Source organism: Agrobacterium sp. 22-223-1 (assembly GCF_053522385.1).
Genome location: NZ_JBNWCN010000008.1, coordinates 13,037 through 39,277 on the forward strand (window position 1 = coordinate 13,037; position 26,241 = coordinate 39,277).

The 26,241-nt window shown below is 56.9% G+C and carries 16 protein-coding genes; 5 read left to right on the forward strand and 11 right to left on the reverse strand.

What is annotated here, in order from left to right:
* Positions 1-32: 32 nt before the first annotated feature.
* From ACQZ60_RS24200 to ACQZ60_RS24210, 3 genes are all read right to left on the reverse strand, one after another.
* Positions 33-632: an NADPH-dependent F420 reductase gene (locus ACQZ60_RS24200; protein WP_174055189.1), complete on the reverse strand. Its 600-nt coding sequence runs from the start codon at positions 630-632 to the stop codon at positions 33-35.
* Positions 633-692: 60 nt separating this feature from the next.
* Entirely contained in the window at positions 693-1,442 is a 750-nt protein-coding gene (locus ACQZ60_RS24205; protein WP_035259414.1) for a 3-oxoacyl-ACP reductase family protein, read from the reverse strand.
* Positions 1,443-1,511: 69 nt separating this feature from the next.
* Positions 1,512-2,042 (reverse strand): ester cyclase, encoded by a 531-nt coding sequence (locus ACQZ60_RS24210; RefSeq protein WP_448736293.1) that lies wholly within the window; start codon positions 2,040-2,042, stop codon positions 1,512-1,514.
* Between the two features lie 108 nt (positions 2,043-2,150).
* On the opposite strand from ACQZ60_RS24210, the gene ACQZ60_RS24215 reads away from it, so the two are divergent.
* Positions 2,151-3,080, forward strand: a complete 930-nt coding sequence (locus tag ACQZ60_RS24215; RefSeq protein ID WP_035261841.1) for a LysR family transcriptional regulator — start codon at positions 2,151-2,153, stop codon at positions 3,078-3,080.
* 86 nt (positions 3,081-3,166) lie between these two features.
* On the opposite strand, the gene ACQZ60_RS24220 is transcribed toward ACQZ60_RS24215, so the two are convergent.
* The 5 genes from ACQZ60_RS24220 to ACQZ60_RS24240 form a co-directional block, all read right to left on the reverse strand.
* Positions 3,167-3,919, reverse strand: coding sequence for an IS6 family transposase (locus ACQZ60_RS24220; protein WP_035261843.1), 753 nt, complete (start codon positions 3,917-3,919; stop codon positions 3,167-3,169).
* Positions 3,920-4,057: 138 nt separating this feature from the next.
* Positions 4,058-5,368: an HlyD family type I secretion periplasmic adaptor subunit gene (locus ACQZ60_RS24225; RefSeq protein ID WP_035261845.1), complete on the reverse strand. Its 1,311-nt coding sequence runs from the start codon at positions 5,366-5,368 to the stop codon at positions 4,058-4,060.
* Between the two features lie 41 nt (positions 5,369-5,409).
* On the reverse strand, positions 5,410-7,761 hold the full coding sequence (locus ACQZ60_RS24230) for a calcium-binding protein (RefSeq protein ID WP_051671870.1): 2,352 nt from the start codon (positions 7,759-7,761) through the stop codon (positions 5,410-5,412).
* Positions 7,762-7,808: 47 nt separating this feature from the next.
* Positions 7,809-9,548 (reverse strand): type I secretion system permease/ATPase, encoded by a 1,740-nt coding sequence (locus tag ACQZ60_RS24235; protein ID WP_035261847.1) that lies wholly within the window; start codon positions 9,546-9,548, stop codon positions 7,809-7,811.
* A 173-nt stretch (positions 9,549-9,721) separates the two neighbouring features.
* Complete coding sequence (locus tag ACQZ60_RS24240; RefSeq protein ID WP_448736294.1) at positions 9,722-18,187, reverse strand: peroxidase family protein; 8,466 nt, start codon at positions 18,185-18,187, stop codon at positions 9,722-9,724.
* Positions 18,188-18,604: 417 nt separating this feature from the next.
* On the opposite strand from ACQZ60_RS24240, the gene ACQZ60_RS24245 reads away from it, so the two are divergent.
* Positions 18,605-20,089 carry a sensor histidine kinase gene (locus ACQZ60_RS24245; RefSeq protein WP_196248058.1) on the forward strand — a complete coding sequence of 495 codons (1,485 nt, stop codon included), beginning with the start codon at positions 18,605-18,607 and terminating at the stop codon, positions 20,087-20,089.
* A gap of 42 nt (positions 20,090-20,131) precedes the next feature.
* Here ACQZ60_RS24245 and ACQZ60_RS24250 read toward each other — a convergent pair whose 3' ends face one another.
* The 3 genes from ACQZ60_RS24250 to ACQZ60_RS24260 form a co-directional block, all read right to left on the reverse strand.
* Positions 20,132-20,803 carry a response regulator gene (locus tag ACQZ60_RS24250; protein WP_035262602.1) on the reverse strand — a complete coding sequence of 224 codons (672 nt, stop codon included), beginning with the start codon at positions 20,801-20,803 and terminating at the stop codon, positions 20,132-20,134.
* Positions 20,804-21,196: 393 nt separating this feature from the next.
* A complete protein-coding gene (locus ACQZ60_RS24255; RefSeq protein WP_035262605.1) occupies positions 21,197-21,817 on the reverse strand; it encodes a response regulator transcription factor in 621 nt (206 codons plus the stop codon).
* Entirely contained in the window at positions 21,807-23,708 is a 1,902-nt protein-coding gene (locus ACQZ60_RS24260) for a PAS domain S-box protein (protein WP_035262608.1), read from the reverse strand. The genes ACQZ60_RS24255 and ACQZ60_RS24260 overlap by 11 nt, the downstream gene beginning before the upstream one ends.
* A 303-nt stretch (positions 23,709-24,011) precedes the next feature.
* Here ACQZ60_RS24260 and ACQZ60_RS24265 point away from each other — a divergent pair, with 303 nt between their 5' ends.
* The 3 genes from ACQZ60_RS24265 to ACQZ60_RS24275 all read left to right on the forward strand — a co-directional run bounded on the left by ACQZ60_RS24265 (position 24,012) and on the right by ACQZ60_RS24275 (position 26,211).
* On the forward strand, positions 24,012-24,995 hold the full coding sequence (locus ACQZ60_RS24265; protein WP_035262610.1) for an MBL fold metallo-hydrolase: 984 nt from the start codon (positions 24,012-24,014) through the stop codon (positions 24,993-24,995).
* Between the two features lie 122 nt (positions 24,996-25,117).
* On the forward strand, positions 25,118-25,741 hold the full coding sequence (locus ACQZ60_RS24270) for a pyridoxamine 5'-phosphate oxidase family protein (protein WP_035262613.1): 624 nt from the start codon (positions 25,118-25,120) through the stop codon (positions 25,739-25,741).
* A complete protein-coding gene (locus ACQZ60_RS24275; RefSeq protein WP_035262616.1) occupies positions 25,738-26,211 on the forward strand; it encodes a nuclear transport factor 2 family protein in 474 nt (157 codons plus the stop codon). The genes ACQZ60_RS24270 and ACQZ60_RS24275 overlap by 4 nt, the downstream gene beginning before the upstream one ends.
* The last annotated feature ends 30 nt before the right edge of the window (positions 26,212-26,241 follow it).

The window sequence follows — 26,241 nt, forward strand, 5'->3', positions numbered from 1 at the left end:
GAAGGGTCGCTCTCCGGTTTATCTGAGATCGTTCAGCCGAACTTGACGAGGTTGAGGGCGGGTAGTGGACCGCCAGGGAACTGCACCAGTTTGCCGCCAATCGAGACCGGGCCGAGATCGATGCCGGTGAAGCCGAGTCTGGAGATCAGCGCACCGACTTCCGCCTTCGCGCGTGCGTCGTCACCGGAATAGAACAGGACGCGTGAGCCACCCTCGGCTTTGGGATCGCCGGATAGCAGGTGCGGTTGCAGATGATTGAAGGCTTTGACGACGCGGGCGCCGGGAACGAGATCGGCGAAGATCTCGGTGGAAAGACGACCGTTTAGTTCGGCCGGCTTGAACAGCGGCGCTTCGATGGGATTGTTGGCGTCGATGACGATACGGCCGCCGTAGTCCGGCAGACCGGCGAGCGCCTTTGGCAGCTTCGACCAATTGACCGCCACAAGGACGATGTCGGCGCTCGCCGCCTCTTCAAGTGTGCCCGCCTTGATGAAAGGCTTCAGTTCCGTTTCGAGTACGGCAAGCGAGGCCGGGCCGCGGCTGTTGGCGATGGTTGCGGACATGCTGTTGCGAGCAAGGGCGCGGGCGAAGGCCGAGCCGATATTGCCGGCTCCAATGATACCGATAGACATGCTGGTTCTCCTTTGAGTGAGGGGGAACCGGCGCTCCGGCATTGGAGCGCCGGGGGCAGATCAGGCGGTGAAGCCACCGTCTGCAACGATATCCGCGCCGGTCACGAACGCCGCTTCCGGGCTTGCGAGATAGGCGACGACGCTGGCGACCTCGTAGTCCTTGCCGTAGCGGCCGATCGCCATGCCGGGGCCGACGATCTTCGAGACCGGGCCGCCATCGGGGTTCATGTCGGTGTCAGTCGGGCCGGGATGGACGGTGTTGACGGTGATGCCCTTCGGCCCGAGGTCACGCACCAGGCTGCGGTTGAAGCCCGCAACAGCGCCCTTGGTCAGTGTATAGAGCGAGGCCGTCGGGAAAGCGGCATAGCGGGTCATGGACGAGCCGATGTGGACGATGCGCCCACCCGACTTCATGCGACGCGCTGCTTCCTGCGTGGCAACGAAGACGCCGGTGACGTTGACGGCGATCATCCGCTCGTAGTCCTCGAACTTGATCTCGTCGATCGGCCCGCCAAGCGCGATGCCGGCATTGTTGACGAGGATGTCGAGGGAACCGAAGGTTTCTTCGGTTTTTGCGACTGCGCCACGGACGGCGGCCGGATCGCCGGCATCGGCCTGAATGGCGATGGCGCGGCCACCGGCTGCTTCGATTTCCGCGACCACAGCGGCCGCCTTGTCCGGCGAGGCGCTATAGGTGATGGCGACAGCCGCGCCATCGGCGGCGAGACGCTTTGCAATTGCCGCGCCGATGGAGCGCGAACCGCCGGTTACGAGGGCAGTCTTGCCGGTCAGGGAGAGAGTGTTCGACATGGTTTAATCCTTTCAAATGTCGTGAGGGTTGGATGACCGCCGGAAATCCCTGCGGTCGGTTGAAAAAGTTCAGTCCTGTTGCTTGATTTGCGCCATCAGCCCGGCGCCATCGGCGACGGTCCAGTGGTCGGTGATCTGGCCATTTCGGACCCGCATCACGTCCATGACGTTGAAACGGGTGGCGCGTCCGGTCGCGGCGATCCCCATGAAGGGACCCAGATGCCTGCCGTGATAGGTCTTGTAATTGCTGACGAGATCGCCTTCGGCAATCTGGAAATGCACCTCGGCATTCCAGTCCGGGAAAGCGGCGCGGAACGTCCGGTAGATTTGGCGGGTGCCATTGCGGTCCGGCGGAAAGCCACCGAAGGGCGTGTGATCCACATAGTTTTGTGCGAACAACCGTTCGAACAGATCGAAGTCGCCATCGCGCTGCACGCCTTCAAGTAACTGACGGATGACGGTCTTGTTGGCGCCAGGATCGTCCTGCACGGCAGCCACTGCGGGAACCGGAAGTGCTGTAGCGATCAGGCCGGCGATCAGGGTGCGGCGGCCGATGTCCACATTGTCGATGGCTTGCGCTTTGTTAGTCGAGAGCGTCATGGCCGTTCACTCCGGTTCGGTTTCGATGGTGTGAATATCGCTTGCAATTTCCCTTTCGATTAGCGGTAATCTACTATCATTGGTTTCAATGAATGCTTGAAGGTTGATATGGAAACACTGGCCAACCTGGAATCCTTCGTTCGCAGCGCCGAGCTTGGCGGTTTTTCCGCAGCGGCGCGGCGCTTGGGACTGACGCCCGCGGCGGTCAGCCGCAACGTCGCGGCGCTGGAGGGAAATCTCGGCGTTCGCCTGTTCCAGCGCTCGACGCGCTCCCTGACATTGACGGAGCCAGGCGAGCGGTTCCTCATATCGATCCGCGACAGTCTGGAGAGTTTGCAGGGCGCGATTGCCGAAGCGTCGGCGGATCAGGAGGAACCGGCAGGCACGCTAAAGGTCAGCATGAGCCCGACCTTCGGAATCGGTTACATTTTGCCCCTCCTGCCCGAATTCTCGCGACGCTTTCCGAAGGTGCGCCCCGAATGGATGTTCGAGAACCGGCAGATTGACCTGATCGCCGAGAGTTATGATGTGGCAATCGGGGGAGGTTTCGAACTGACGGCGGGTGTGATTTCACGCGCGCTCGCTCCGGCGCATATCATCGCGGTCGCCTCGCCCTCCTATATGGCGGGCAAGGTGCCGCCGCACGATCCTTCGGCGCTGCTGGAGCTTGATGGCATCGTCATGCGCTCGTTGCGCACGGGCCGCATCCGCCAATGGCAGATGCGCGATGCAGCAGGAGCGGAAGAGCCTGCACGGCTTCGGCAAACGGTGGTGGTCAATGACCCTGCCGCAATGCGCATGGCGGCGCTGGTCGGCATGGGGGTGACGATGATCGCCAAGCCCGACGCGTTGCCCTGTCTGGAAAGCGGGGAACTGATCCGGGTTCTGCCCCACTGGTATGCCGATGCTGGGCCGATCTCGATCTACTACGCCAACCGGACGCTTCTGCCGCTCAAGACCCGTGTGTTCGTCGATTTCGTCGTGGAAGCCTTCCAGCGGGAAAAATGGCCGGAACGCTTTGCCGGAAGCCTTGGATAGCCAAGGGAAGTTTGGGCTTTAGAAGAAGCCTGGGCTTGTCGCAAACTATCAAGTAGGCTGAGGTGATCCTGTGAGCCGTTGCATTTTCATGCTTCGTTAACCCTTTGCAGGCCGAAGAGACGCGCGAGCAGATCGCTCTGATCGTTGATGGTCCAATCGCCGGTAAAGCCAAAGCCTTTCCTGAGCCAGAGTATCGCTTCGAATCCGGCAATGGTTCGACGTGTCGTGTTGAAGGATTGGAAGCCGCCGATCTTGGGCATGTTTTTCTCCACCTGAAAATGGTCGCTCTCAATACCTTGCTGCAAATGCTTGGTGACATAATGGACCGGGTTGGGATGCAAAAGCCCATCATCGACGACAGTCTTGATCGTTGACGGAAACGTGTTTGCGCCATTGGTACCGATCTTCCGTGGCGATAACAGAGGCTCGTCCCTGAGCATCTTTCGAAAGAACCGCTTCGCGGCATCAAGATCGCGCGTTGCGGTGAGCAGGAAGTCGATCGGGTTTCCATGCTTGTCGATGGCGCGGTACAGGTAACGCCAATTGCCCCTAATCTTGACGTAAGTCTCGTCAACTCGAATTGAACCACAATGCGGTTTGCGGAACCGGCCCAGCCGCTTCCCGATGACAGGTGCATAGGCGAGGAACCAGCGATTAATGGTGCTGTGGTCGACCTCGAAGCCGCGCTCGCGGAACATTTCTTCCAGATCGCGGTAGCTCAACGGATAGCGCAGATACCAGGTCACCGCCTGAACGATCAGCCAGGCTTCGAAGTGGCGTCCTTTAAAATCGTTCTTCGACTGGTGCTTCAACTTCTCTGCTATGGAATTCGGAATCATGGCCACGCTCCGCTACACGGGGAGCGAAATTTCTCCAGGGTTGGTCAACATGCTGTTAACTACAAAAATTTGCGACAGGCCCCTCATGGGTCTACCATCTGGTTCTCTTTCACCTTCGCGTGAAGTTACATCGGTCCATCATTCCTCACGAAATGCTTTCATTACCTGATCTGTAAATGGCTTCGTTAGGTAAGACCACGCTGAGCGCTCAGCCGTGTGGACGAAAACCTCAATTGGCATGCCCGGCATAAGCTTGAGATCTCTAATGACTTCCTGTTGGTCAATCATATCAACTGTCGCCAAATAATAGGGTTGACCGTTCGTCTTATCTATCACGGTTGCTGCTGCGACGAATTCGACAATTCCGAAAACCTCTGGAGTCGTTGCGCTGTTAAATGCGGTCAGTCTCATTCTGGCGGCCTGTCCTGGTGCTACTCGATCGATATCTGCCGGTGCGATCCGGAATTCGACCTTCATGTCATCAGTCTTGGGAACGACCGACATTATAGTTGCGCCTGCGCCTATAACGCCGTTGATCGTATGTATCTGCAGATCATAGACAAACCCATCGACGGGCGCACGAACTTCCATGCGTGAAAGACGGTCATATGCGGCGATTTCGCGCTCCCCCAGTTCGGCGAGCTTGGATTCGATTGAGACAATCTCTTTTTGAGTTTCGGATCGTGTTGTCTGGTCAATGGAGAGAAGCTTGATGCGCAACTCGCTGATCTCTCCTTCAGCCTCGGCCACACGGGCTGCCACTTCGCCGCTGGTCCCATCGATGCGGGCTACCTGCTTCTGGAGCTCGCGAAATTCCGATAACTTGATTAATCCGCCTTTGGCGAGCCTCTCGCTGACGCCGATCTCTTCGGTAATTATCTTCTTTTCAACGTCGTTTGCTTTCCGCTGCGAAATCAGTCCATCAATCTGGTCTTCGAGTTGGGATATTTGCATTTCCAGTTGCTGTTTCTGGTTCAGGATCATGCGGCGGTTTTCCTGAAACAGCTTCGTTTCGTTACGCGCAAGCTCGGGGACGATAGAGCCGTCGGAAAATGAAATGGTGTCCTTACCGTCACGTTCCGCCTCCAGCCGGATTTTCATCGCTCGCAACTGCGATAGCTGGCTTCGGATGATGGTCAATTCTACTCGAGTCTGAGTTTCATCAAAGCGCAGAAGCACGTCACCAGCCTTAACTGTGTCTCCATTGGCCACGGGAATGTCAGCGACAATCCCGCCGTCACGGTGCTGAATGGTTTTGACCTGATCTGGCACGACAAGCTGGCCCTGTGCGACAACCGCACCGGCAAGTTTGGCCTGAACCGCCCATCCGCCGACTCCGAACACGAGGAGAGCCGCCAGAATGCCTGACACGACGATGCGTGGCGCGATGCCGAAGGATTGTGCTTCTGGCGTGAATTGTTTTCTTGTATTTTTTTGTTCGCGCGTCATGTCCCTAAGCTCCCCTTATGTGGCTTTTCGCCTTACTCCAGTTAGGTCCTTGCCAGGCCTGCGTCGTCATCACGAGCCGCGAGAATGAAATCATCTTCAGTCAACGCCTGGTGGCTGTAGATCAGCAACTCGAGATCGTCCTGTTCTCCCGCAAGATCAATGACGGCGCGAACGACGGCAGTCTCGCCGTCCGCAAACTCGCTGTAGAGTCGGATGCGCCGGACATCCTGCTGGTCATTGATCTCACCCATGATTCGGTCGAACATCAGCCCACCGATTTCATCTGCGAGATCAGACAAATCAATCCGATCGCCGATCTGGAAGTCGAGAATTTTGTCCCTTCCTTGGCCATCGTTTAAGACGGCCTCCACCGAGCGGAAAATGAAGACGTCGTTGCCTGCGCCGCCGGTCAGGAAATTAATGTCCGAATTGGCTACCAGCACGTCGTTGCCGAGCCCTGCAATGGCGGCTTCGAAGCCCTCCAGTTGATCAGTCCCGATTTCGACGCCTGTAGCCGTTCCTTCTTCGAGATCGATAATAACTGCTGTGATTGTCGCAGAAACGTCGTAGGTATCTATGCCATCACCACCGGAATACTGATCATTGCCATCGTCTGATCCACTGCTTGTGAAGAGAACGACCACAGTGTCATCGCCAGCGTCACCACTGACGGTATCGTTGCCTTTGCCGGCAGTAACGTGATCGTCGCCAGCTCCTCCAACCAAGAGATTATCCTCGTCATTGCCGTTCAACGTGTCGTTTCCACTGCCGCCAATAGCTGCTTCAAATCCGTCGATGTAGTCTGTCCCAATCTGCGAACCCGATGCAGTTTTGGCTGCAAGGTCAATTTCGACAGCCTTTGAAGCAGAGGACGCATCGTAAGTGTCGAAACCGTCACCGCCTGAATATGTGTCGTCACCGTCGTTGACGGCGGGAAGCTGCGCTGCTGCTCGCGCCTCCTCGGCTCCGGGACCGATGACGATGATGTCGTTGCCGGCGCCTGCAATTACCGCGTCGTGCCCAAGACCACTCGAAAACATGTCATTGCCATTACCTCCGTCGAGCAAGTCATCGCCCGCATCGCCGGAAAGGGTATCGTCGCCTTCGTCTCCGAACAGATGATCGTTGCCGGCTCCGCCACTGGCCATGTCATCACCATCACCGCCCGCCACGACGTCGTCACCTTCCTCGCCATACATTTCGTCATTGCCCACACCACCAAAGATGACGTCGTCACCCCCGCCACCGGAAATCCGGTCGTGGCCGCCCTCGCCATAGATCGTGTCGTTTCCACTGCCCCCCATCAGGGTGTCGTCGCCGTTGCCACCGTAAATAACGTCGTTGCTCTCGCGACCGTAGACGAAGTCATTTCCGTCAAGTGCCGCTATCACGTCATCTCCGGGCGTACCCAACAAGATGTCATCCTTATCGGTACCTTCGACTGGATGCGGCGCTGCTTTAACGAGGTCCAGCATTGCCGTCGCCGACACAGAACCAATTCCGTCGCTGACGCTATAGGAGAAGGTGACTTCGCCGATGTACCCGCGGTCGGGCGTGTAGAGCCAGATACCCTCGCCATAGGTCTGTATGATGCCGGAAGAAACCTGAAGGTTTCGAACTGACAAAGTGTCGTCATCTGCGTCGGTTGCGGCCGACGCCAGGTTGTCGAGAAGGATGAGCGCTGAAAGGTTCATCAGGCCGCTTCCAAGAAACACCCGTCCAGCCACAACCGGCAATCGATTTGGACGTGCGTTGCCTGCCGGAGGAGTGCTTTCCCCGGCGGCCGGTCCGTCATGGTCTCTCGGATTTTCATCTGGATCTGCACGAGGCGCTTCGGGCTCACTGGCGTTTTCGCTCCGCTGGTCTTTCGCGTGCCAGATGATCGGAGTCTCGTTGCCAAGCACGCCGAGTGGTGTCAGGGGTGCGAAATATCCGTTGATCCGATGGTTGTCGTTTGCGGACAGTGACTGCAGTAGCGACCGAAAGGAGTGATTATCAAGGTTCAGGTCGGCCCTTGCATGGAAGGAGGAGGGAAACGTAGTGGTTTCAGCCAAAAACCTTACCTTGCGTTCGGCATTGCCGGCTTCCTCGGCGACCTGGCGGAGATACGCGGCGACCTCTTCAATAATGTCGATGTTCGTAGAAGCCTCGTTCGAACGCGTTTCCGTTTCGGCCACTGGACCTTGAACAAGAGGGGCACGCGGGGCATTTGGTCCGTCTACTTGCGTTTCGGAACGGAGCTTTCCAAAAAAAGCGCCGATCGCGGCAAGAGCGACGGCCGGGTTCACTATGCTCCAGTAGCGCGGGACCGGTTTGTCGTGAAGTTCAAAGCGGTTTTTTGGCGCTATGGAGGCTGCCACGTCAGGCAGTCCCAGAACAAGTTTATCTTCCATTGTCTGTTCTCCTCCTGTTGCTTCTGAGCGTTGCAAAGGAACAAGTCTTATTCTGCTGCCAGAGTATTGCCGGACGATGCCTGCATGCGTGTGTGTTCCGAACGAAGCAGTTGCGGTTGTGGCCCTTTCACAATTTCGTCCTTCGGACCGAACGCCACGAGTTTTCCGCTCTGGACAACGCCAACCATGTCAACGGATTGCAGGGCGCTTGGGCGGTGGGCGACAACCACCACGATCCCGCCGCGACAGCGAACTGCGGCAATCGCTTTCATCAGTGCCTCTTCACCTTCGGCGTCAAGGTTGGAGTTGGGCTCGTCCAGTACCACCAGGAACGGGCTGCCATACAATGCCCGCGCAAGGCCAATGCGCTGGCGTTGACCAGCCGAAAGTGACATGCCATTTGGACCCAGGTCTGTTTGGTAGCCGTTCGGCAGACGAACGATCATATCGTGGATGCCTGCCGCCCTTGCAGCCTGCAGAATCGTATGTGCCTCCGGTGTTTCGGCAAAACGTGAAATATTCTCGGCGATTGTTCCGTCCATCAAGCAGACATCCTGCGGCAGGTAGCCGACATGTTCGCAGAAGAAGCTTGAAGGCCATTGCTTGAGATCCGCGCCGTCGATACGCACTGAACCGCGTAGTGTCGGCCAGATGCCGAGAATGGATCGGGCAAGGGTCGTCTTCCCGCCGCCGCTCGGACCGATCAGGGCGAGCGCCTGGCCAGCCTTCAGCTCGAAGCTTACGTCACTCAACAGGACTGCGCCGCTGTGTGGCGCGACCGTCGTAATACCTTCAATCGTGAGAGTTTCCTTCGGCGCAGGAAGATTCAAAAGTCCGGTCTTGTCGTCCAGAACGGCCAGTGTTTCCTTAAGACGAGCATGACTGCGCCGGGCCGAAACCATTCCCTTCCATTGCGCGATCGCTTGATCCACCGGTGCGAGGGCGCGTGCGGTCACGATCGAAGAGGCAATAATGGAGCCGGCCGACAATTCCCCCTTGATTGTAAGGTAGGCGCCAAGACCGAGAATCGCTGACTGCAACATCATCCGCAGAACCTTGGACAGGCCTGAGAACGTTCCGGAGATATCGGAGGTCCTGGTTTGCGTATCCAGGTGACGTCGGTTGGCACGCTCGAAACGGCTCACAGCACGATCGGCAATGCCCATTGAGTGCATGATATCGCTGTTTCGAGCGTTGGAATCGATGACTGCATTTCGCAGTACAGTTGATTTCAGCATCTCTTTGGCGTGACGCCGTGTCAGAAGTTCCGTGCAAAGCGTCAAAAGGCCAAGCACAACGGCCCCGCCAACGGTCAACATGCCAAGCATTGGGTGCAAGAGCCAAACGAACACCAGGTAGATGGGCATCCAGGGCAAATCGAAAAGCGCAATCAGGCCGGGACTTGCCAGGAATCCGCGGATCGTATCGACATCGCGGCCACGCTCCGTCGCTTCAGACGTGGAATAACCATAGCGCGGCATATCGATGACGACTTTGTGGGCCAGCGGGGCCAGTTGTGTATCGAGTCTCGCGCCAAGCCGAACCAGAATCTGTGAGCGCAGAATATCGAACAGCCCTTGGAAAAGATAAAGGCCGATTGCAAGGCCTGACAACGCGACAAGCGTCGACACGCTTCCGCTGGTCAGCGCACGATCATAGATCTGGAGCATGTAGAAGGCGCCGGTCAGGGCCAGAATATTGATGATGCCGGACAGACCAAAGACGAACATCATCAAGCCACCCATGCCATTTATCTGGCTTTCTTTTTTGTTGCAGGTGCCACTCATCTGAAAGTCCCCCTGGAAACTTTGCCGAGATTCGGCGTTAAGTCCGCGGCATGTCCGGAGTGATCGCGTTGACCCAAGACATCCCATTTCACTTGCAACGCCGGTGCCAGTACTCACCGGCGTTGGGATTTTGAAGCTAACGGGAGGCGCTGCCTCCGTTCGTTCGCGGTTGCTCAGGAAACCCCGGAGAAGTCACTGTTGGTCAGGTGGTGCTTTCCGGAAACGGCCAGTTCGAAGTCAGCATTCCCGTCTGCATCGGTATGACCACGAATGACCGTGAAGTCCTCTCCGTCACGAACTTCGTGCGTAATTGCAATTCCCCCCGTCGCAGTCAGCGATGCTGGACTGTTGATCGTAAAGGTCTGCTTGCCCGAAGCACCCGTGTTGGCGTCGATTGCCGCGAAGTCGATCTTGTCGCCAGGCTGGAAACCGTAGATTGAGTCGCCATTGGCTGCACTTGTCGTTGTGAACTGGAAGGTGTCGTTGCCAAGACCGCCATCCATCACGTTCGCCGCATTCGAAGCAGTGATCACATCATGGCCGGAGCCGCCCACGAAGTTCTCGAAGCTGTAGAACGCGTCGTTTCCTGTCGTTGCGCTAATGACGGTGCCGTGTCCCATAAGGCCCGTGCCTAGATTTACGGTCAGATTTGACGTGGAGACGGAGTAATCGAGCGTATCCTTGCCGCCATCGCCCCAATACCGGTCATTGCCGTCGCCGGCTGTTGCAAGAACGATATCGTCCCCGTCGCCACCCCAGGCCTGGTCGTCACCCGCACCACCTTCGATGGTGTCGTTGCCGGAATCTCCGAAGAGAAGATCCGCCCCGCTATTTCCGAAGAGCACATCGTGGCCGGCGCCGCCATGCAGTTCGTCGTCGCCGCTGCCACCGCTCGCAACATCGTTGTCCGCAGCTGCAACTATGACGTCGTCACCGTCTTCGCCCCTCAGAATGTCGGACCCTGCTTCCCCGGAAAGGATGTCAGAACCGCCGCCCGCGAGGATCGTATCGTCGCCGCCCTGGCCGGCGAGCACTTCACCAGACGCTGTACCGATCAGTGCAACGGCTGCGATCGGGATCGAGACAATCGGTCCGTCGTCATCGTCGTCTTCGTGCGAGCAGCTGTCATCATCGCCCTCCTCGCCGTTGCCATCATCACCGTCCTCTTCGTCGTCGCCGTTGCCGTCGTCATCATCGTCATCATCGTCGTCGTTGTTTTCCTCCTCGTTGTCTTCGACGCGTGGCGAGAAGATATCTTCTTCAAGATTGGTCAGGCCGGTGTTCCGGGCGATGATGTCGGCAAACTCCTGACCGTCGATGAAGTTTTCATAGAAATCGAAATCGTCGAAACGCTCTGTGTAGTAGAAGCGGTCAGCTTCCTGCAGGCGATCGAACTGCTCCTGCAATACGACCCAGAATGTTTGTCCGACCATGCCGCCATTGATGTGTTTCTCGGCAAGTCCTCCGACCCAAAGATCGACACGGTCGATCCCCTTGACCACACCAGTCCCATTGGATTGCATTACAATCTCGATATCAGGATTGATTTCGCGAAAAGCTGCGATTTCGCCGGCTTCCAGAACGAGGTCCGGATAAGCCTGCCGGAACTGGGTGATTACGGTATCGGAAAGGCCGTTGCGGCTCTGGAAGTCGTCCCAGGATGTGTAGGCCGTCATTGCTCCTGCATAACCCAGCGCTTCTGCAACATAAGGGTCGGTGGATGCTGCGAGGTCCATGCGAACCTGATTGAGCGTTCCAAGTCCGACGTCCCAGCCTCGGGCAACATTGAAGGCAAACAGGTCCGCGTTGATACGGACGAGGTCGTTTCGCACGGCATCGACAATGTTGAAATCGACTGCTTCAGCGGGTTGTGTCGCGATACCTCCAAGGATCGCACTCACACCAAGTTGCTCGTAGCCTTCCTGCGGCACGTATCCGAACTGCGCAAGTGTGCTGAGCGGCAGCTTGAAGGCAGATGGATCATTGGTGGGGTTCAGGAAGGCATCGAACAATGCTACCTGGGTGGGGTTTCCATCTGCGTCAAGCACCGTCATGGTCTGGCCGATCAGCGAGTGGCCGACCCGGTAGACAGCCGCGGCGAATTCATGACTGATCGCAGCCGTGGCATTCGGATTGTATTCCGAAAAACCATGATCCCCATCTCCCCTGATCCCGCCGATCAGCTTGTCCGCAAACTCAGTGAAGACAACACGCTGATATTCGGCTTCATTGATCATCTTGGCGGCCTGGAACAGTTCCTCGGCTGTTCCATCAAAACCGGCCGCCTCAAGGCCTGCCACATGAAAATTGTGGTTTCGGGCCCAGATGGTGTGCATTGAAGTAAGGGCAAAGTTCTCGTTTGCCCGGCCATCGCCTGCCACGTAGTGATCGAGCAGGCTGATATAAGGGTTGGTGTCGAGAAGCAGTGCGTGCGTGCTACCCATGAAGTCCGAAGCAAGCCCGGAAACCATGGCTTCGTTGACGACGCCTGCCGCTACGAGACCCGGAAAGTAGGAGCGAAAGCTCACCTGACCGCCTGCGAGAGTGGGCGAGTGGAAAACGGTGTCGTTCTCCCAGTGATGCAGGATGAGATCACGCAGCGTCGGCATCAGCTTGAAGTTGGGGTTGGATGGATCCGCACCGCCCTGAAGCAGACGTGACCCGAGACCGCCCGATCCATCGCCCTCGCGCAGGAACTGGCCAACTAGATCATTGGAGCCGTAAGCCTGGTTCTGATCGACGAAAGGCGATGTCTTGTTTATGTGCTGTGGAACGCCATCGTCATAATAGGCGACGGTTGCGCGCGTCAGGTCAGCCGGATTGCCAGAGCCGGGGGCGCCGTTGCCAGCCGCGCCGATCTGGATCGTGCCATTTCCACCTTTGCCGAGAAAATCAAGGCCGTGGTCGAAGTACTGCCCGAACGCCATGAAGAAGATGTTGGCATCGGCCTTTGGAAGGCTTGCTTCCTGTGCCCCTAGAATATTGCTGATGTTGCGGGGATCGAGTCCGGCAAAAATCGGATTGATCGCGGAATTTCCAAAGTCGTCCGGTTCCCCGTAGTGAGATTGGGTGATGCGGATGAATGGCGTATCCACAGCGCCTGCCTCGGGATCTGCAGCGTTGTTACCATGACCGGACAGGGTGCGGACACCCGTTGGAACAGGGTCGTCGGAACCGTCCGGTGATAGGCCATTTACGAGCGCCTTGATGCCAGCGAGGTCACTCGGAGTGTATTCGAAGTGACCGGAAATATCATCACCGTCCTCGTCCGAAGTGGCTTCCTGGAACTGGGGCACGACGCTACCGGTAAAGGTTATCGAATGAGCCCCATTTGAGAAGGATTTCGTCCCGTTGCCATTATCGACGAGAGTATAGCTGGAAAGCTGCTGGCCTGGTGCCAGTTCGACCACGTCTTGCGGGCGCAGGGTTCCAACGATCGTATCGTCACCGCCATTGCTGCGGAACAGGATACGATGTGCTGACATCAACCCGGAAATGTTGACAGTCTCGTCGTCCGCTCCACCATTGATGGTGATCGTGTTGAAGCTGAGATTGGTCGGAGAAAAGTCGCCGATTGCCAAGACTGTATCGTTTCCCGCCCCGGTGTTGATGACGATTTCCTCGATGTCGGTCAGCTCTGCAATAATCGCGCCGTTGGTGGTGCCATTGCGCGTAATGACGATTTCCGTTGCCGTGGCGATCCCTGTCATTCCTGCGCTGACTGCTGCTGCGCGGGTATAGACACGATAGGTCTCGGCAAGTGCGGAGCCGTTGACAACAAAAGAGTCTCCGTCGAGGCCCTCAGCGCCGCCGTTCACGCTGTCCCGACCATCGGGTAACAGCCCCAGGAGGCTCGCGCTCCAGTTAATAACGTCGTCACCGCCCAAGGCGTTGATCGTGTCATTCCCGCGGTTTCCGGTAATGATATCCGCGCCTGCGGTACCAGTGATGACGGTGCCGACGTTGCTGGCGCTAATGACGTCGCCGACCACTTCGGTAGCCGGAGAAACGACTTGCTCAGCAGAGCCGAACCCATCGGTGAAGCTGACGACCACGCGCACCTGTTGGCCAACCTGAGGCTGCTGGGGAGTAAAGTTTGCCGAGTTAGCCCCAACATTTGCCCAGGTCGTGCCGTTGGTCGATGTCTGCCATTGGAAACTGAATGTTCCAAGGCCGTTTTCATCGGCGATTCCGGAGGTATCCGCAGTCAATGTCTGTGTCTCGGTGGGCGATGTGTCGCTAATAACCGGTGCACCGGTCGCCGCCCTGTTCACAAGGGCGACCTCGACGCCGTCGGAAAATCGCGCGGCTTCAATGTTCCGCAGGGTATCTACACCGTCCGACACGAGATTTCGTTCGGTCAACGGATCCACAACATTGCTGACGGTGTTATGGGTGACCGTGAAACTGCCGTCAACATTTCTGACAATCGTGTAGTTTGCACGAACATCGTTGAACTCTGCGGTATCAGTACCGGCGAGGGGTGTTGTCGATGAGACAATCTCTCGCACGATATGCAATTGGCTTGGCACGATGGTACGGGAGATCATCAACTCAAAGAGCGACTTTCCAGCCCAGGCTGGATTCTCATCTTCGGTAAAGACATGTTTCAGGCTGTCCACCGTTGCAATCTGATTACCGTCCGAGTTTTCGGCGTCGACAGGCGTGATGCGAATACGAACGTTGAGCCATGCGTCGCCATCGAGGAAGTCATCTCCACCATTGCCCCGCAGCGAGTCACTTCCTGCTCCACCGAGGAGAATGTTGCCCCGGTCGAAGGCAGTGATCGTTTCGGGATCAACATCAGCCGGAGCCGCTGCGATGAGGTTGCCAAGAAGCGCGCGCAGGCCCTCAATGCGATCTACGCCTGCCTGCGTCAAACCATCCTTGAAGAAGATGCCCTCTGTCGTGGCAACCGTATCGCCAGGCGCCAAGTCACCAAAGACCCGGTCGTCGCCAAGCAAGGTGTCATTGTAATTCCAGCCGGAAAGTGCTTCTGTTTTGTCGAAACGGTTGCGAAGGATATCTTCCTGTTCTGTGGTGAAAATCGGGATACGCATATCAGCGTAGGCGTTCATCTCCACATCCTTGAAGATTGCCCAGTCGAAGCCGAACATGCCCTCATTGCGCATGACGCTTTCGCCCTGGACCATAATGTCGTCGCCGGATTCCGCGTCGAAATCGTGTTCTTCATTCCCGGCAAACATGACATCGTGACCGACGATAGACGAATTGAAGAAGAGCTCGGAGTTGTCGCCGGCTGTCGTGTCGAAGCCGCCGCCCGCCTCCATCCAGTCGTCGCCTTCATTGCCCATGAGAAGATCGACGCCGTCGCCGCCAAGAATAAAGTCGTCGCCGTCGCCACCGAAAACTTCCGTGTCGTCGACGCCGACAAAGACGACATCCTTACCGGTTCCGCCCATGACGATATCCATGCCGTTCGAATTGGCGATCACGTCATCGCCTTCATCTCCCTTCATAAAGTCGCCGGTATCGCCCGAGTCGGTGATGACATCGTTGCCTGCTCCGCCATTCACGAGATCGACGCCGGCGCCGCTCTCGATCCGATCGTCACCTGCATCGCCCCAGATACCATCATCGCCGAAATCGGTAATGATGGAGTCGTTGCCGACGGTGCCGCCGACGACCACATGTTCGCCGCCCGTGAACCGTAGATAGTGTCCTGTTGTGCCGCTTTGATCCGTGCTGGTATCGGCGATGCTTTCGTCGACGTCGGCAGTGGTCAGATCATCGCGCTGGACTTTACCGAGACCCAGTGCCGCCATGATCGGATCGTCCCCGACAGGATCGTCCCCTACCTGGTTCGCCGTGTTGATCTCGAGGACGAAGTCGTAATCGGCGAAGACGTCGACGCCGAGGTGGCGGGCGATCACGTCGTCCCCGGTGCCTCGAATTCCGTCAGCGCCGGGCTGTGCGATATCGGTGTTCGCCATGATCATCTTGGCGAACGAATTCTGCTCCAGCATATTCAGAAAGTTTTGGCCCTGTGTGCGGGTCAGATAGTAGAACCTGTCACCGTCCTGCAGGTTTTCGAGCTGCATTTCGAAGATGGCATTGAATGTGGAGCCCAGCATGCCGCCGAACGGCATCTTCTTTTCCGCAAGACCACCGATCCAGAGATCGACGAGGTTGAGGCCAGTTTCCACGCCTGCCCATGTCCCGGTACCGGTCAGATAGGCAACGCGGTCGAGGGGGGCGTCGTCGCCACCCATGACAAGGGCTGTTGCGGCAGCCCGTTTACCGGCCAGCGTGGCTTCGCCGGTGATCGTCCCGTGTGTGCCATAGGCCGCGATGAAGTTGATGACGGATGCCGAGTTTTTCAGATTGGCGGCAAAATCAACCCAGTTGTCATAGGGTTTGAGGAAGGTGGAGCCGCTTGCCGCATAAAGTTGTGCACGGGCGTCGTTGAGTGAAGGCACGCCCGTATCGCGACCGCGAGCGATGTTGATCGCACCGAGATCCAGCGGCAGGCCAAGCAGGTTGTTGCGCAGGGAACTGACGATGAATTCGTCGATTTCATTGCCGTGCTCGACGACCATGCCACGTACGATGGCTCCGGCTGCCTGATCGGCACTGATGGTGCTGTTGAGAGCAAATGCCACAGGATTGAGGAAGGCCTCGATGAGGTTCAGCTCAGGCTCGGTCGCTGCCGTTTCCGTACCATCGGCGTTCAGGAAAACGCGTGGCATCCCGTCGGTCAGCATGGAGTGCCCGAAGCGATAGACCGTATGGGCAAACTCGGCAAAGATTGACGAATTGACATCCGTTACCGAATTGAAAACAAAGACGTCAATCGCCGGCTGAATCTTGCGTGCGAACTCTTCGAAGACAAGGTGCTGATACTGCATTTCTGTGGCGAACCGGGCTGCCTGGAACATGCGCTCGCCGTCCCAGTTCAGTCCTTGCGCATAAGCGAGCTGATCAATCGCCGGAAGGTTTTCAAAGCCGGCTGGAAGGCCGCTGATATCCGTTGCCAGCCATTCGTTGATGAAGGCGACATCGCCGCTTTGCAGGATCGTCAGTTTCTGGGAATCGACCTGACGATTGTGCTCGGAGTGGAAAATGTGATGAACAGCAGTCAGTCCGATGTTCTCGTTACCGCGTCCATCACCCGTAATGAAATGACGCTCCAGCAACTCGTTGTCATAGACACCGGATGCAAGAGGCCCACTGTTGACAACATCATCTGCGTCCGCAGTTTTCAACGCACCCGTTTGGCTGTTGAAGGGGTTGGCGTTGTGCGCGATGTCGTCCAGGAAGGCATGGCCGGTGCGCAGCGCCAGCGACGCGAATGTGTTGACAGGTGCCGAGGGTGTACCTGAAACGACCGCATCGTCGGCAGTGTTTGGAATACCGTCTGCACCGATACCCGTTACAACCTGCGCATAGCCCGTCAAAGGATGGGGAATGAAATTGCCGTATTGGTCGGTGCGGATCAGAGGCAGGTTGACGACGTCAGCATCACTTAACTGGATGCCGAGGAATTGCAGGGCGTTGGCCTTGATGTCTGCCCATGTTGGAAGGCCACCATGTGTTCCGGCGGGAGAACCGGCTGGGGGCGGGCCGTCAAGCAAACGACCTGTCGCGACAGTGACGCCTCCGATTGTTGCGTATTCACGCAGGAAAACCTGATGGGATGGATGTGAGGTGTAAGTCTGGTTTTGGTCCACGAACGGAGTTGTGGTGTTGCGGGCTTCGTGATGTGTGTCATCAGCCGTTCCAAGTACACCGTCTGCACCGGGGCCATCAACAGGGTCTGCTCTGGTGATAACCATGAAGCGCAAGCTTGGGGGCAAGTCGTCGGCTGTTCCAGGAAGCCCGTCAGCGCCGAGCACCAATGGATCGTCGCCCTGTAGCGGGATGAATACCGAGCCGTTGTTGCCCTTGCTGATCAGGTCAAGACCATGGTCGAAGAACTGGCCAAAAAATGTCATCCACGCATTGAACGGGGCCGAGAGGCCTTCGTCAGGTGCAATGTTCGGGATTGAAGCAAGGTCGGCATTGGTGAGGTACACACCGTTAGTGCCAAGAGGTTGTCCGGGTGCCACGGGCACCATGCCGGGGTTGGCCTCTTCCCATGCCGCTACCGCCAGAGGATTGTTGAACCAGGCTGATACAGCAGCCGGGTTGTTGATGCTCATGTCGGAAATCAGGTTCGAGATGATGCGCGGGTCTGCGTCCGCGACGTTGCCTGTATGACCGCCATTTGATGGGGAAGGCGTGCCGACGACGCTGTAATCGGTGTTCGTCACCACGGCGGGGCCTCCAAGCGACATCGTGTCGCCATCGGCATCGTTGCGGAAATTCGGATCAAGCGCACGCGGCATGGCCTGATCGGCGGCCCCCCAGAGTTCGCGGCCTGCCACGATGTTGTTGTAGGTGCCATCAACGGTACGAAGACCGACCGGCACATGCGGGTCGGGAATGGCGCGAGGCGTTGCCGGGTTGCCAAGGTAGAGACCTGTAACTGCATCGTATTGTGACCGGTCGGAAATCACCGTTCCATCAGGGTTGAGGCGGATTTCAGTGAGCGGAACGCCTGAGGCGTGGACTTCCGCGACCTTGATCTGGTGAAGCACAAACGCCAGATCAGCCTGGTTGAGTGTAAAAGCAGCCATTTTCCCCTCCGAAGCGCTTAAGCGCTAAAACGCCGTTACATTGGATGGAGGCTTTGAATGTTTCCGATTGGCCACCAGGCACAATCACAATCTCCTCCATTCGCTCGGAGGGAGATTCCCCTAGCCTTCATGATCTCAGGTTGCATGAAACGCTTGCGTAAGAACACTTCACATGGTCCAGTTCTTTCAGGCCCATTGGTCCCAACAGTTCATCGGACCTTGGTCTGGTGGTCCTCAGCCCAAGGGTGACGTGATCTTGCGAAATTCCGAATTTTAAGTTAAATTGCTGAAATAATTATATAATCGTAGCAGAGTATGCCTGCCTGAATCTTGTCGAAGCTTAAATCCGGGACCTTTCGGTCTCTCATGAATGCGAGTTCGACGAGGTTTGTGCATCGAACATCAGCAGGTTGGGACATGAGACATTCGCTGTCTGACGATACTGGTGAAGAAGCAAAATCGCATAGTGGATCTCCTGGAAAATGGAGATCGTCCTTGCGACGTTTGACAGACTGGTTCCGGGATCTGCATCTTTCGACACAATTCATGATCCTGATGTCACCGATCGTGATTGTGTTGATGTCGTGCCTTACGTTCTGGTCTGCCGATCGGGTTGAACGCGCCATGCTCGCTGGAGCTGGCGGGGTTGGAGCTCTTTATCTCGAAACCTTTGTTTCTCCCCTTATCAAGGAGGCTGATCTCCACAAGGACACGATTGACCCTGTCCTGGTCTCGCACCTCGAAAACCTGCTCGGCACAGGGCCTATCGGTCAGCACGTTCGCACGATCAAACTTTGGCGGGCCGATGGCAGTATATTCTATGCGACAAACGATCAAAAAATCGACCATCCAAGAGTGTTCGATGAGTTGAGGTCGGCCTTGTCAGGTGAGATCGTTGTATCCCGTACGGAGGTGGAGAAACATGTTTATACCGGCGAGGAAAAGCAGAACCTTCTGTTAGAGGTCTACGCGCCCCTTCTTCGTGACCGGAATGGCAAGGTCATTCTCGTTGGAGAGTTTTACGAAGAACCGAATTATTTGATCGCTGAGCTTCGCTCTGCGCGGCGCGGAACATTCCTGATTGTGGCCGGCGTGGCTTTGCCAATGCTTGGATTGTTGTATCTCATGGCACTAACAGCAAGCCGGCTGATTGCCCGTCAAAAGCGAGCGATCGAGGCGAACCTCCTGAACGCCCTGGATCTGTGGGAGCAAAACGACAAGCTGAGGAAAGCAGCAGACTATGCCAGACTCGAAGCCGGCAAGCTGAATGAGAAGATACTCGACCAGATTGGCAACGATCTGCATGATGGCCCAGTGCAGGTTCTCACCCTTATAAGTCTTCGCCTGAGCGATATGATTGCAGAGCAGCGCTTAAGCGGAAGGAAGGTCAACCCTGATCTTGAAAAGCTGTTGAATTTCGTCTCAGGCGTTCTTGCGGATCTGCGCAAAATCTCCGCCGGCCTCTCATTGCCTGAACTTGACGAACTCAGCTTAAGTGAAACAATAAAGCTCGCCGTGGCACGCTACAGGGATCTCACAGCGTTTCCCGTTGAGATGGACGGCCTGATACCGCACGAGATGTACCAACCCCACCTGAATGTCTGTGTCTATCGCTTTATTCAGGAAGGGTTGATGAATGCATTCCGACACGCGGCCAATAACAGGCAGAGGGTACGATACCGCATCCACGATAACAAACTCATTATCGTGGTGGCTGATGTGGGGGAGCGTGTTGTGCGTCCAGATCAAAATGCGGCAGCCCGAGTGAAACTTGGTTTGACCAGTCAGAAGCGACGTGTAAGGTCATTTGGCGGGAAAATGCGGATATTCAGGCGCGCGGCGGGAACAATCATTGTCGCAGTTTTGCCCATCAATCAGCTTTCGTCGGACGAGATGATCTAGCGGCCGTCTGGCGCAGAGGCTGTGGAAATTTTGGGCGTCATCCTAGTTGAAGAGATCGCGTGGCCCACCGATTTTTTGTGCGGCGAGAACGGCCTCGACACGATTTCGTACGTCGAGCTTCTGCATCAGGATCGTCATGTAATGTTTGACCGTTTTTTCGCTTATGTCGAGACTTCTGGCTATTTCACGATTTGTCTGCCCTCTCATGAGGTAGGAGACAATCTGTTCTTCGCGAACGCTTAAGCGCTTCTGCTGTATAGCTTTCTGTCTCGCCTCTGCCGCTTTCATCGACATGATGACCCTCGTTGCGAAGCCAGGCGTCATATATGTCTCGCCGTTGTGCGCGGCAATAATTGCGTCGTGAAGGTCTGTTGAACTGCTTCCTTTAAGTACGTAACCGGAAACGCCACAATTGAGAGCTTTGATCGCTGTCTCGATGCTGGAGGTCGCCGTGAAGATTACGACCTTGGTTCCCGGCATTGTCTGAACAATCACCTCAATCGCCGCCATCGAGTCGCCGGGCATGCTGAGATCAACGACGATGACGTCAGGCGAAAGCTGTTCAGTGATTTTGATTGCATCTACAGCGTTGTGGCCCTGACCAACAATTTTGAGATCTTTTTTGTTCGAGTAAAGACTTACAAGCCCTTCAAGAAGAATAGGGTGATCGTCCACAAACGCGACGGATACAGGTACGCTGACAGGTGATGACATTGATGCCGCCTCACACTTATTTTGACTGAGAAGATACCACAATAGAATCGGTGTAAACAACTCGCTATAAGTGAATATATTTACGGAAAAGCGAGGCTAAAGTATTACTGCCGGATTAATCATTTCGTGTTATTTGATGGCAATTCCGTGGAATTGCGTGTCAGCGCGCGCGACATTTCCTGATGGTGCGGTTTGGCGTGTCCTTTGGCGCGCGGCGGTTGAACGTCGGCAACGCGCCCGCTTAACTGTCATAAGGCAAGTCGTTGCCCCTGCCTGGAAGCAGACATCGTCTTGGAAAGGAGCCCTGTCGCCTTCGCGCCAAAGGAAATCATATATGTGGCAGTCGCTCGCGAAAATGACAGCACCTGGCGAGCCAGCAGCCGTCGATTTCACCTACAACAGGTCACCAGCGAGTTTGACAAGGTGGGCGACTGATGTTGCCTTCATCTTTCGCATCATGTGGCCTCTGTGTAGCTTCACCGTTGGCTCTGCAAGCTGCAGCTCTGCTGCAATCTGCTTGTTCAGTTTACCGGCGATCACCAATGTCAAAATCTGTCGCTCGCGTTCAGTCAGCGTCATATACCGTGCTTGGGTGGCAGCTTTCGCTGCTTTTTCATCGCGGCGAGCGGCGTCATTGGCGATTGCGCGGTTGACGGCGTCTAGCAGATCCTGCTCACGGACCGGCTTACTGAGAACGTCAATGGCACCCGCCTTCATCGCCCGCACCGCCATGGGCACATCGACATGGGCGCTGATCAAGACTACGGACCGGGGAAGATCGCTCTTCGCCAAAACCTCCTGAAACTCCAGTCCGCTCTGACCGGGAAGGCGGATGTCGAGGACGATGCAACCGGCCTTTTCGGGATCGTCTGCAGCTATGAAATCCTTAATCGAGCCGTGTACCTCAGCGGCGAGCCCGACGGACTCGAAGAGGCCCTTTAGGGCTTCGCGCACGCTTTGATCGTCATCTATGACGATGACAGTGGGTTGCCTGTTCTTCCTGTCATCGATCAACGGCTGCGTCCTTGGAATTCGAGAGCGTGAAGGTGAATGAGCTTCCGCGAGGATGATTGGTTGTGGCCCAGATCCGCCCGCCGTGAGCTTCAACAATGGAGCGGCAGATAGAAAGACCCATCCCTATCCCGTCAGATTTCGTCGTATAGAATGGCTCAAATACCTGCTCGAGCTGTTCCGGCGGTATGCCACAACCTGTGTCGGAAACACTAACCTCGACTTCGCCCTCTGGACCTTGCCTACAACTGACTGTCATGACCGCTTCGGCGCCACGAGGTGTTGCTTCAGCGCTGTTCATGATCAGATTGAGAAGAACCTGCTGTAACTGGGTGCGGTCGCCCAAGATATCGACGGGTTCTGGCGTGAGGTCCATGACGATCTGCAAACCTCGCGATTGCAATTCTTCCCGAAGAAGAAAAAGCACATCACGTAGCGCCCGCTTGAAGTCGATCCTTTCCATCCGCACCGGCGATCTCCGGGCCATCCCGCGTATGCTGGCGACGATCTCGCCGGCGCGGTGGCCATCATGCACGATGCGTTCCGCGGCCAGACGAGCCTGTTCCAGATCTGTATGTCCGTCCTTAAGCCAGCGGAGGCAGGTTCCGGCATTCGTCACGATCGCCATGAGCGGCTGATTGATCTCGTGCGCAATGGAAACCGCCAGCTCGCCGATGGTCGTCAACCGTGTAACGTGCGCAAGGTGGCTCTGGCTCTGGCGAAGAGACTCTTCCGCCTGTTTGCGATCCTCGATGTCGACAACGACGCCGTACCATCGGACCACATTTCCTTCCGGATCGAGCAGGGGGCTTTGCTGCAGGTTGAACCACCTGTATTGGCCGTCGAACCGTCTGATACGGGCGTCTACTGGCTTAGGTTGTTTCGTCGCGACAACCTCTTCCCAACTCTCACGCATCCGTTCGACGTCATCGGGATGAAACATGCGATAGAAGCCGAAGCCGACAATCTCCTCGAAAGGCAGTCCGACGAAGTTGGTGAGATGCTGGTTCCAGTATTCGAGCTGCCCGTCGGGCGTACATGACCAGGCCATGGCAGGGATCGTGTTGATGATGAGCTTGAGTTTTTGTTCGCTCTCCCTTAGCGCCGCCTCACTCTCTTTTAGAGCGATCTCGGCCCGCTGCAGATTCTCGATGTCGATATTGACACCGAACCAGCGCACGACGCCATTCGCATCCGTCAGCTTTCGGCCTGAGAAATAGAACCAGCGGTACTGCCCATCAGCACCCCGAATGCGTCCTTTCAACCGGGTATGATCTGAACATTCGAGGTCGCGCTTCCAGATTTCCACCATCTCGGGAATATCGTCGGGATGATAGAGATCCAGAAAACCCCATTCGAGGATCTGGTCGGCAGGCCGCCCGGCATAGTCCAACCAACTCTGGTTGACGAAATCGGCGCTCCCGTCCGGGCGCGCTGACCACACGAGCACCGGAAGCGAATTGATGATGAGCCTGAGGTTCTCTTCGCTTGCCGCAAGCGCAGACTTCGTCTCCTTGAGCGCATCTTCAGCTCGTTTGCGATCTTCTATATCGAGAACGACCCCGTACCATTTGGCAACGTTTCCCTCAGAATCCAGCCGAGGTTTTTGCCGGAGGGAGCACCAGCGGTATTCGCCGTCCGCGCGCCTGAGCCGACCCTCGACTTCCCTTCCCGTCTTGGCAGCCATGATGCTCCGCCACTCGAAGGCCAGGCGGGTGGTGTCGGCCGGGTGGAACAGCCGATAGAAATTCTCCCCGGCTATCTCTGCGAGTGGCAAGCCGACATATTCGAGAAAGTGCTGACTGGCGAAGTCGAGCATGCCGTCGGACGTAGCCGACCATGCCATTGCTGGGATCAAATCGATGATCGCATCGGCTTCCTTGTGCTTGTCCAACTTTGTCCCTCACCGGTATGCGCGGCGCAACCGCCCTGCTTCAGGTTACGCGGTTTCGCGACGCCGCGTTAGGCGAGATTGATAGACGAAGGTCTATTTTCGCACTGCCTTGGTCTAGTTCTATGTGACCTAGATCGCAATTGAGAGCAGGCTTGAACCGGTCTATTCACAATAAAACCGAGTGGGTTAGCCCAAGTGGCCGCCCATCCCGGCCCAGGTTGAAGCGCCTGTTCCGACCGCAGCAGCCATACCTACGCATTTGCCAACACTACCAACATCGTCGATCGATCCGGAGGAACTCCCATGCCTCAACTTTCACGTCGCGCCTTCGGCACCCTGCCGATCGGCCTCATCGCGGGGAGCCTTTTCGGCGGCAGCCTGATAAGTTCCTCCTCTGTCCATGCGGCGACGCGGGAGGCGGCAAGCGCACCTGCTACGGTGACCCCGCTCGCACAGATCCGCATCGGACGGTTCACCGTGACGGCGCTGACGGACGGGTATGCAGACATGCCCTATGACTACTTTCCGGGACGCTCGGCGCCCGAGGTCGAAAAGGCGGCAAGCGCACAGTTTACCGCCCGGCCGAGTGGAGTTCGGTTCCTCTTCAATCAGTATCTCGTCGAGGATGGGGAGCGCCGCATCCTGATCGATGCTGGTGCGGCAGGCTCGATCGGACAGACCGGACAATTACCTCAGGCACTCGCTGCGCTCGGTCTGAAGCCCAGCCAGATCGACGCTGTCATCGTGACGCATATGCACCAGGACCACATGGGCGGGCTGGTCCTGGGAGGCAAGAACCAATACCCGGAAGCCGAGCTTTACATCGATCGTCGCGATGTCACCCATTGGACCGATCCGGCCAAACGCAACGGAGCGCCTGACTTTCTACAGACCAGCTTCAGAATGGCAGAGGAGGTCGTGCGGCTATATCCCAGGCTCCAGGCGATCGACGGAGAGCGGGAAATCGCGCCGGGCGTTTCGATCGTCGATCTGACCGGCCATACGCCCGGCCATATCGGCGTGCGGATCGAAGATGGCGGCAAGAGCCTGATCATGGTTTCGGACATGATTTTTCCGGTCGTGCACCCGGCCGCGACAGATGTGTTCTTCCTGTTCGAGCAGGACCGTGCCGCTGCGAAGGCCATGCGCGATCGCTTCCTTCCGCGTGCCGCATCGGAGGGAGCGCTCATCGCCGCCACGCACATGCCGTTCCCTGGGCTCGGCCGTGTCGTCTCCGATCGCGGGCAGATGCGTTGGGAAGTCGCAGACTGGGCCTTGCAGGACTGACTTCCGCACTTGGCGACCTTGAAGGCAGAGATTGCCAAGCCCAGAATTCGGCTTGCCAAATGGGTAGATCCAGGCTCGCACGGGGATGCCCATGAAAGCCTGGCTGAGCAAGGAGATTAGGCATGCCATATCATTTCCTTGAGGTCGCTGTGACGCCTAGCGTCAGGGCCGCCCAGGCTGAGATGGGCGTAGAGCAGATTTGGCTGGGCAGTGACAGCCGCCCTTCAGACACCTTCACCGAAGACGAGATCGCCTTCATTGCCTCATGTGACAGCTTCTACATGGCATCGGTCTCCGAAACGGGTTGGCCATACGTTCAGCATCGTGGAGGGAATGTCGGCTTCCTCAAGGTCATAGATCAGCGAACAATGGCCTTCGCCGACTACCGGGGCAACCGTCAGTACATCAGCGCCGGCAATTTTGCGGCCAACGATCGGGCCTGTCTGTTCCTGATGGATTATGTGCGGCGGGCTCGGCTCAAAATCTATGCCTATGTGGAGCGACTTGCGCTTGACGCTGACCAGGAACTCACGGAACTGGTGTCCGACCCGACGTACAAAGGAAGGGCTGAGCGGATTTTCAAGCTCCGGCTCGAGGCGTTCGATTGGAACTGCCCGCAGCACATCACTCCACGCTACACCGAGCAACAGATTGAACAGGCGGTCGCTCCTCTTCGTGAGCGGCTGCAGCGACTGGAAACCGAGAACGCCACCTTGCGCGCGCGTCTGGAGAGCCCCGAACCATGATCGAAGCTGAACGATCACCTCTTCCCCGTTTTACATTCGAGAGCGCAACCGAGAAAGTCAGGCTTGCCGAGGACGGCTGGAACAGCCGCGACCCTGCCAGGGTCGCTTTGGCTTACAGCGTAGACAGCCAATGGCGAAACCGCGCTGAATTTGTGACCGGACGGGAAGCAATCCTTGCGTTTCTTTCGGCAAAATGGCGGCGAGAGCTGGATTGCCGATTGATCAAGGAACTCTGGGCGTTCGGCAGCAATCGGATCGCCGTCAGATTTGCCTACGAGTGGCATGACGACAGTGGCAACTGGTTCCGATCGTTCGGGAACGAGAACTGGGAGTTCGACGATCGTGGCCTGATGCAAAGGCGCTATGCCAGCATTAACGACCGGCCTATTCCGGCCGCCGACCGCAGCTTCCGCTGGCCGCTTGGCCGCAGGCCAGATGATTACCCCGGTCTCAGCGACCTCGGTTTTTAGTCGAGCACAGCCAGTCTCTCTTTGCCCTCA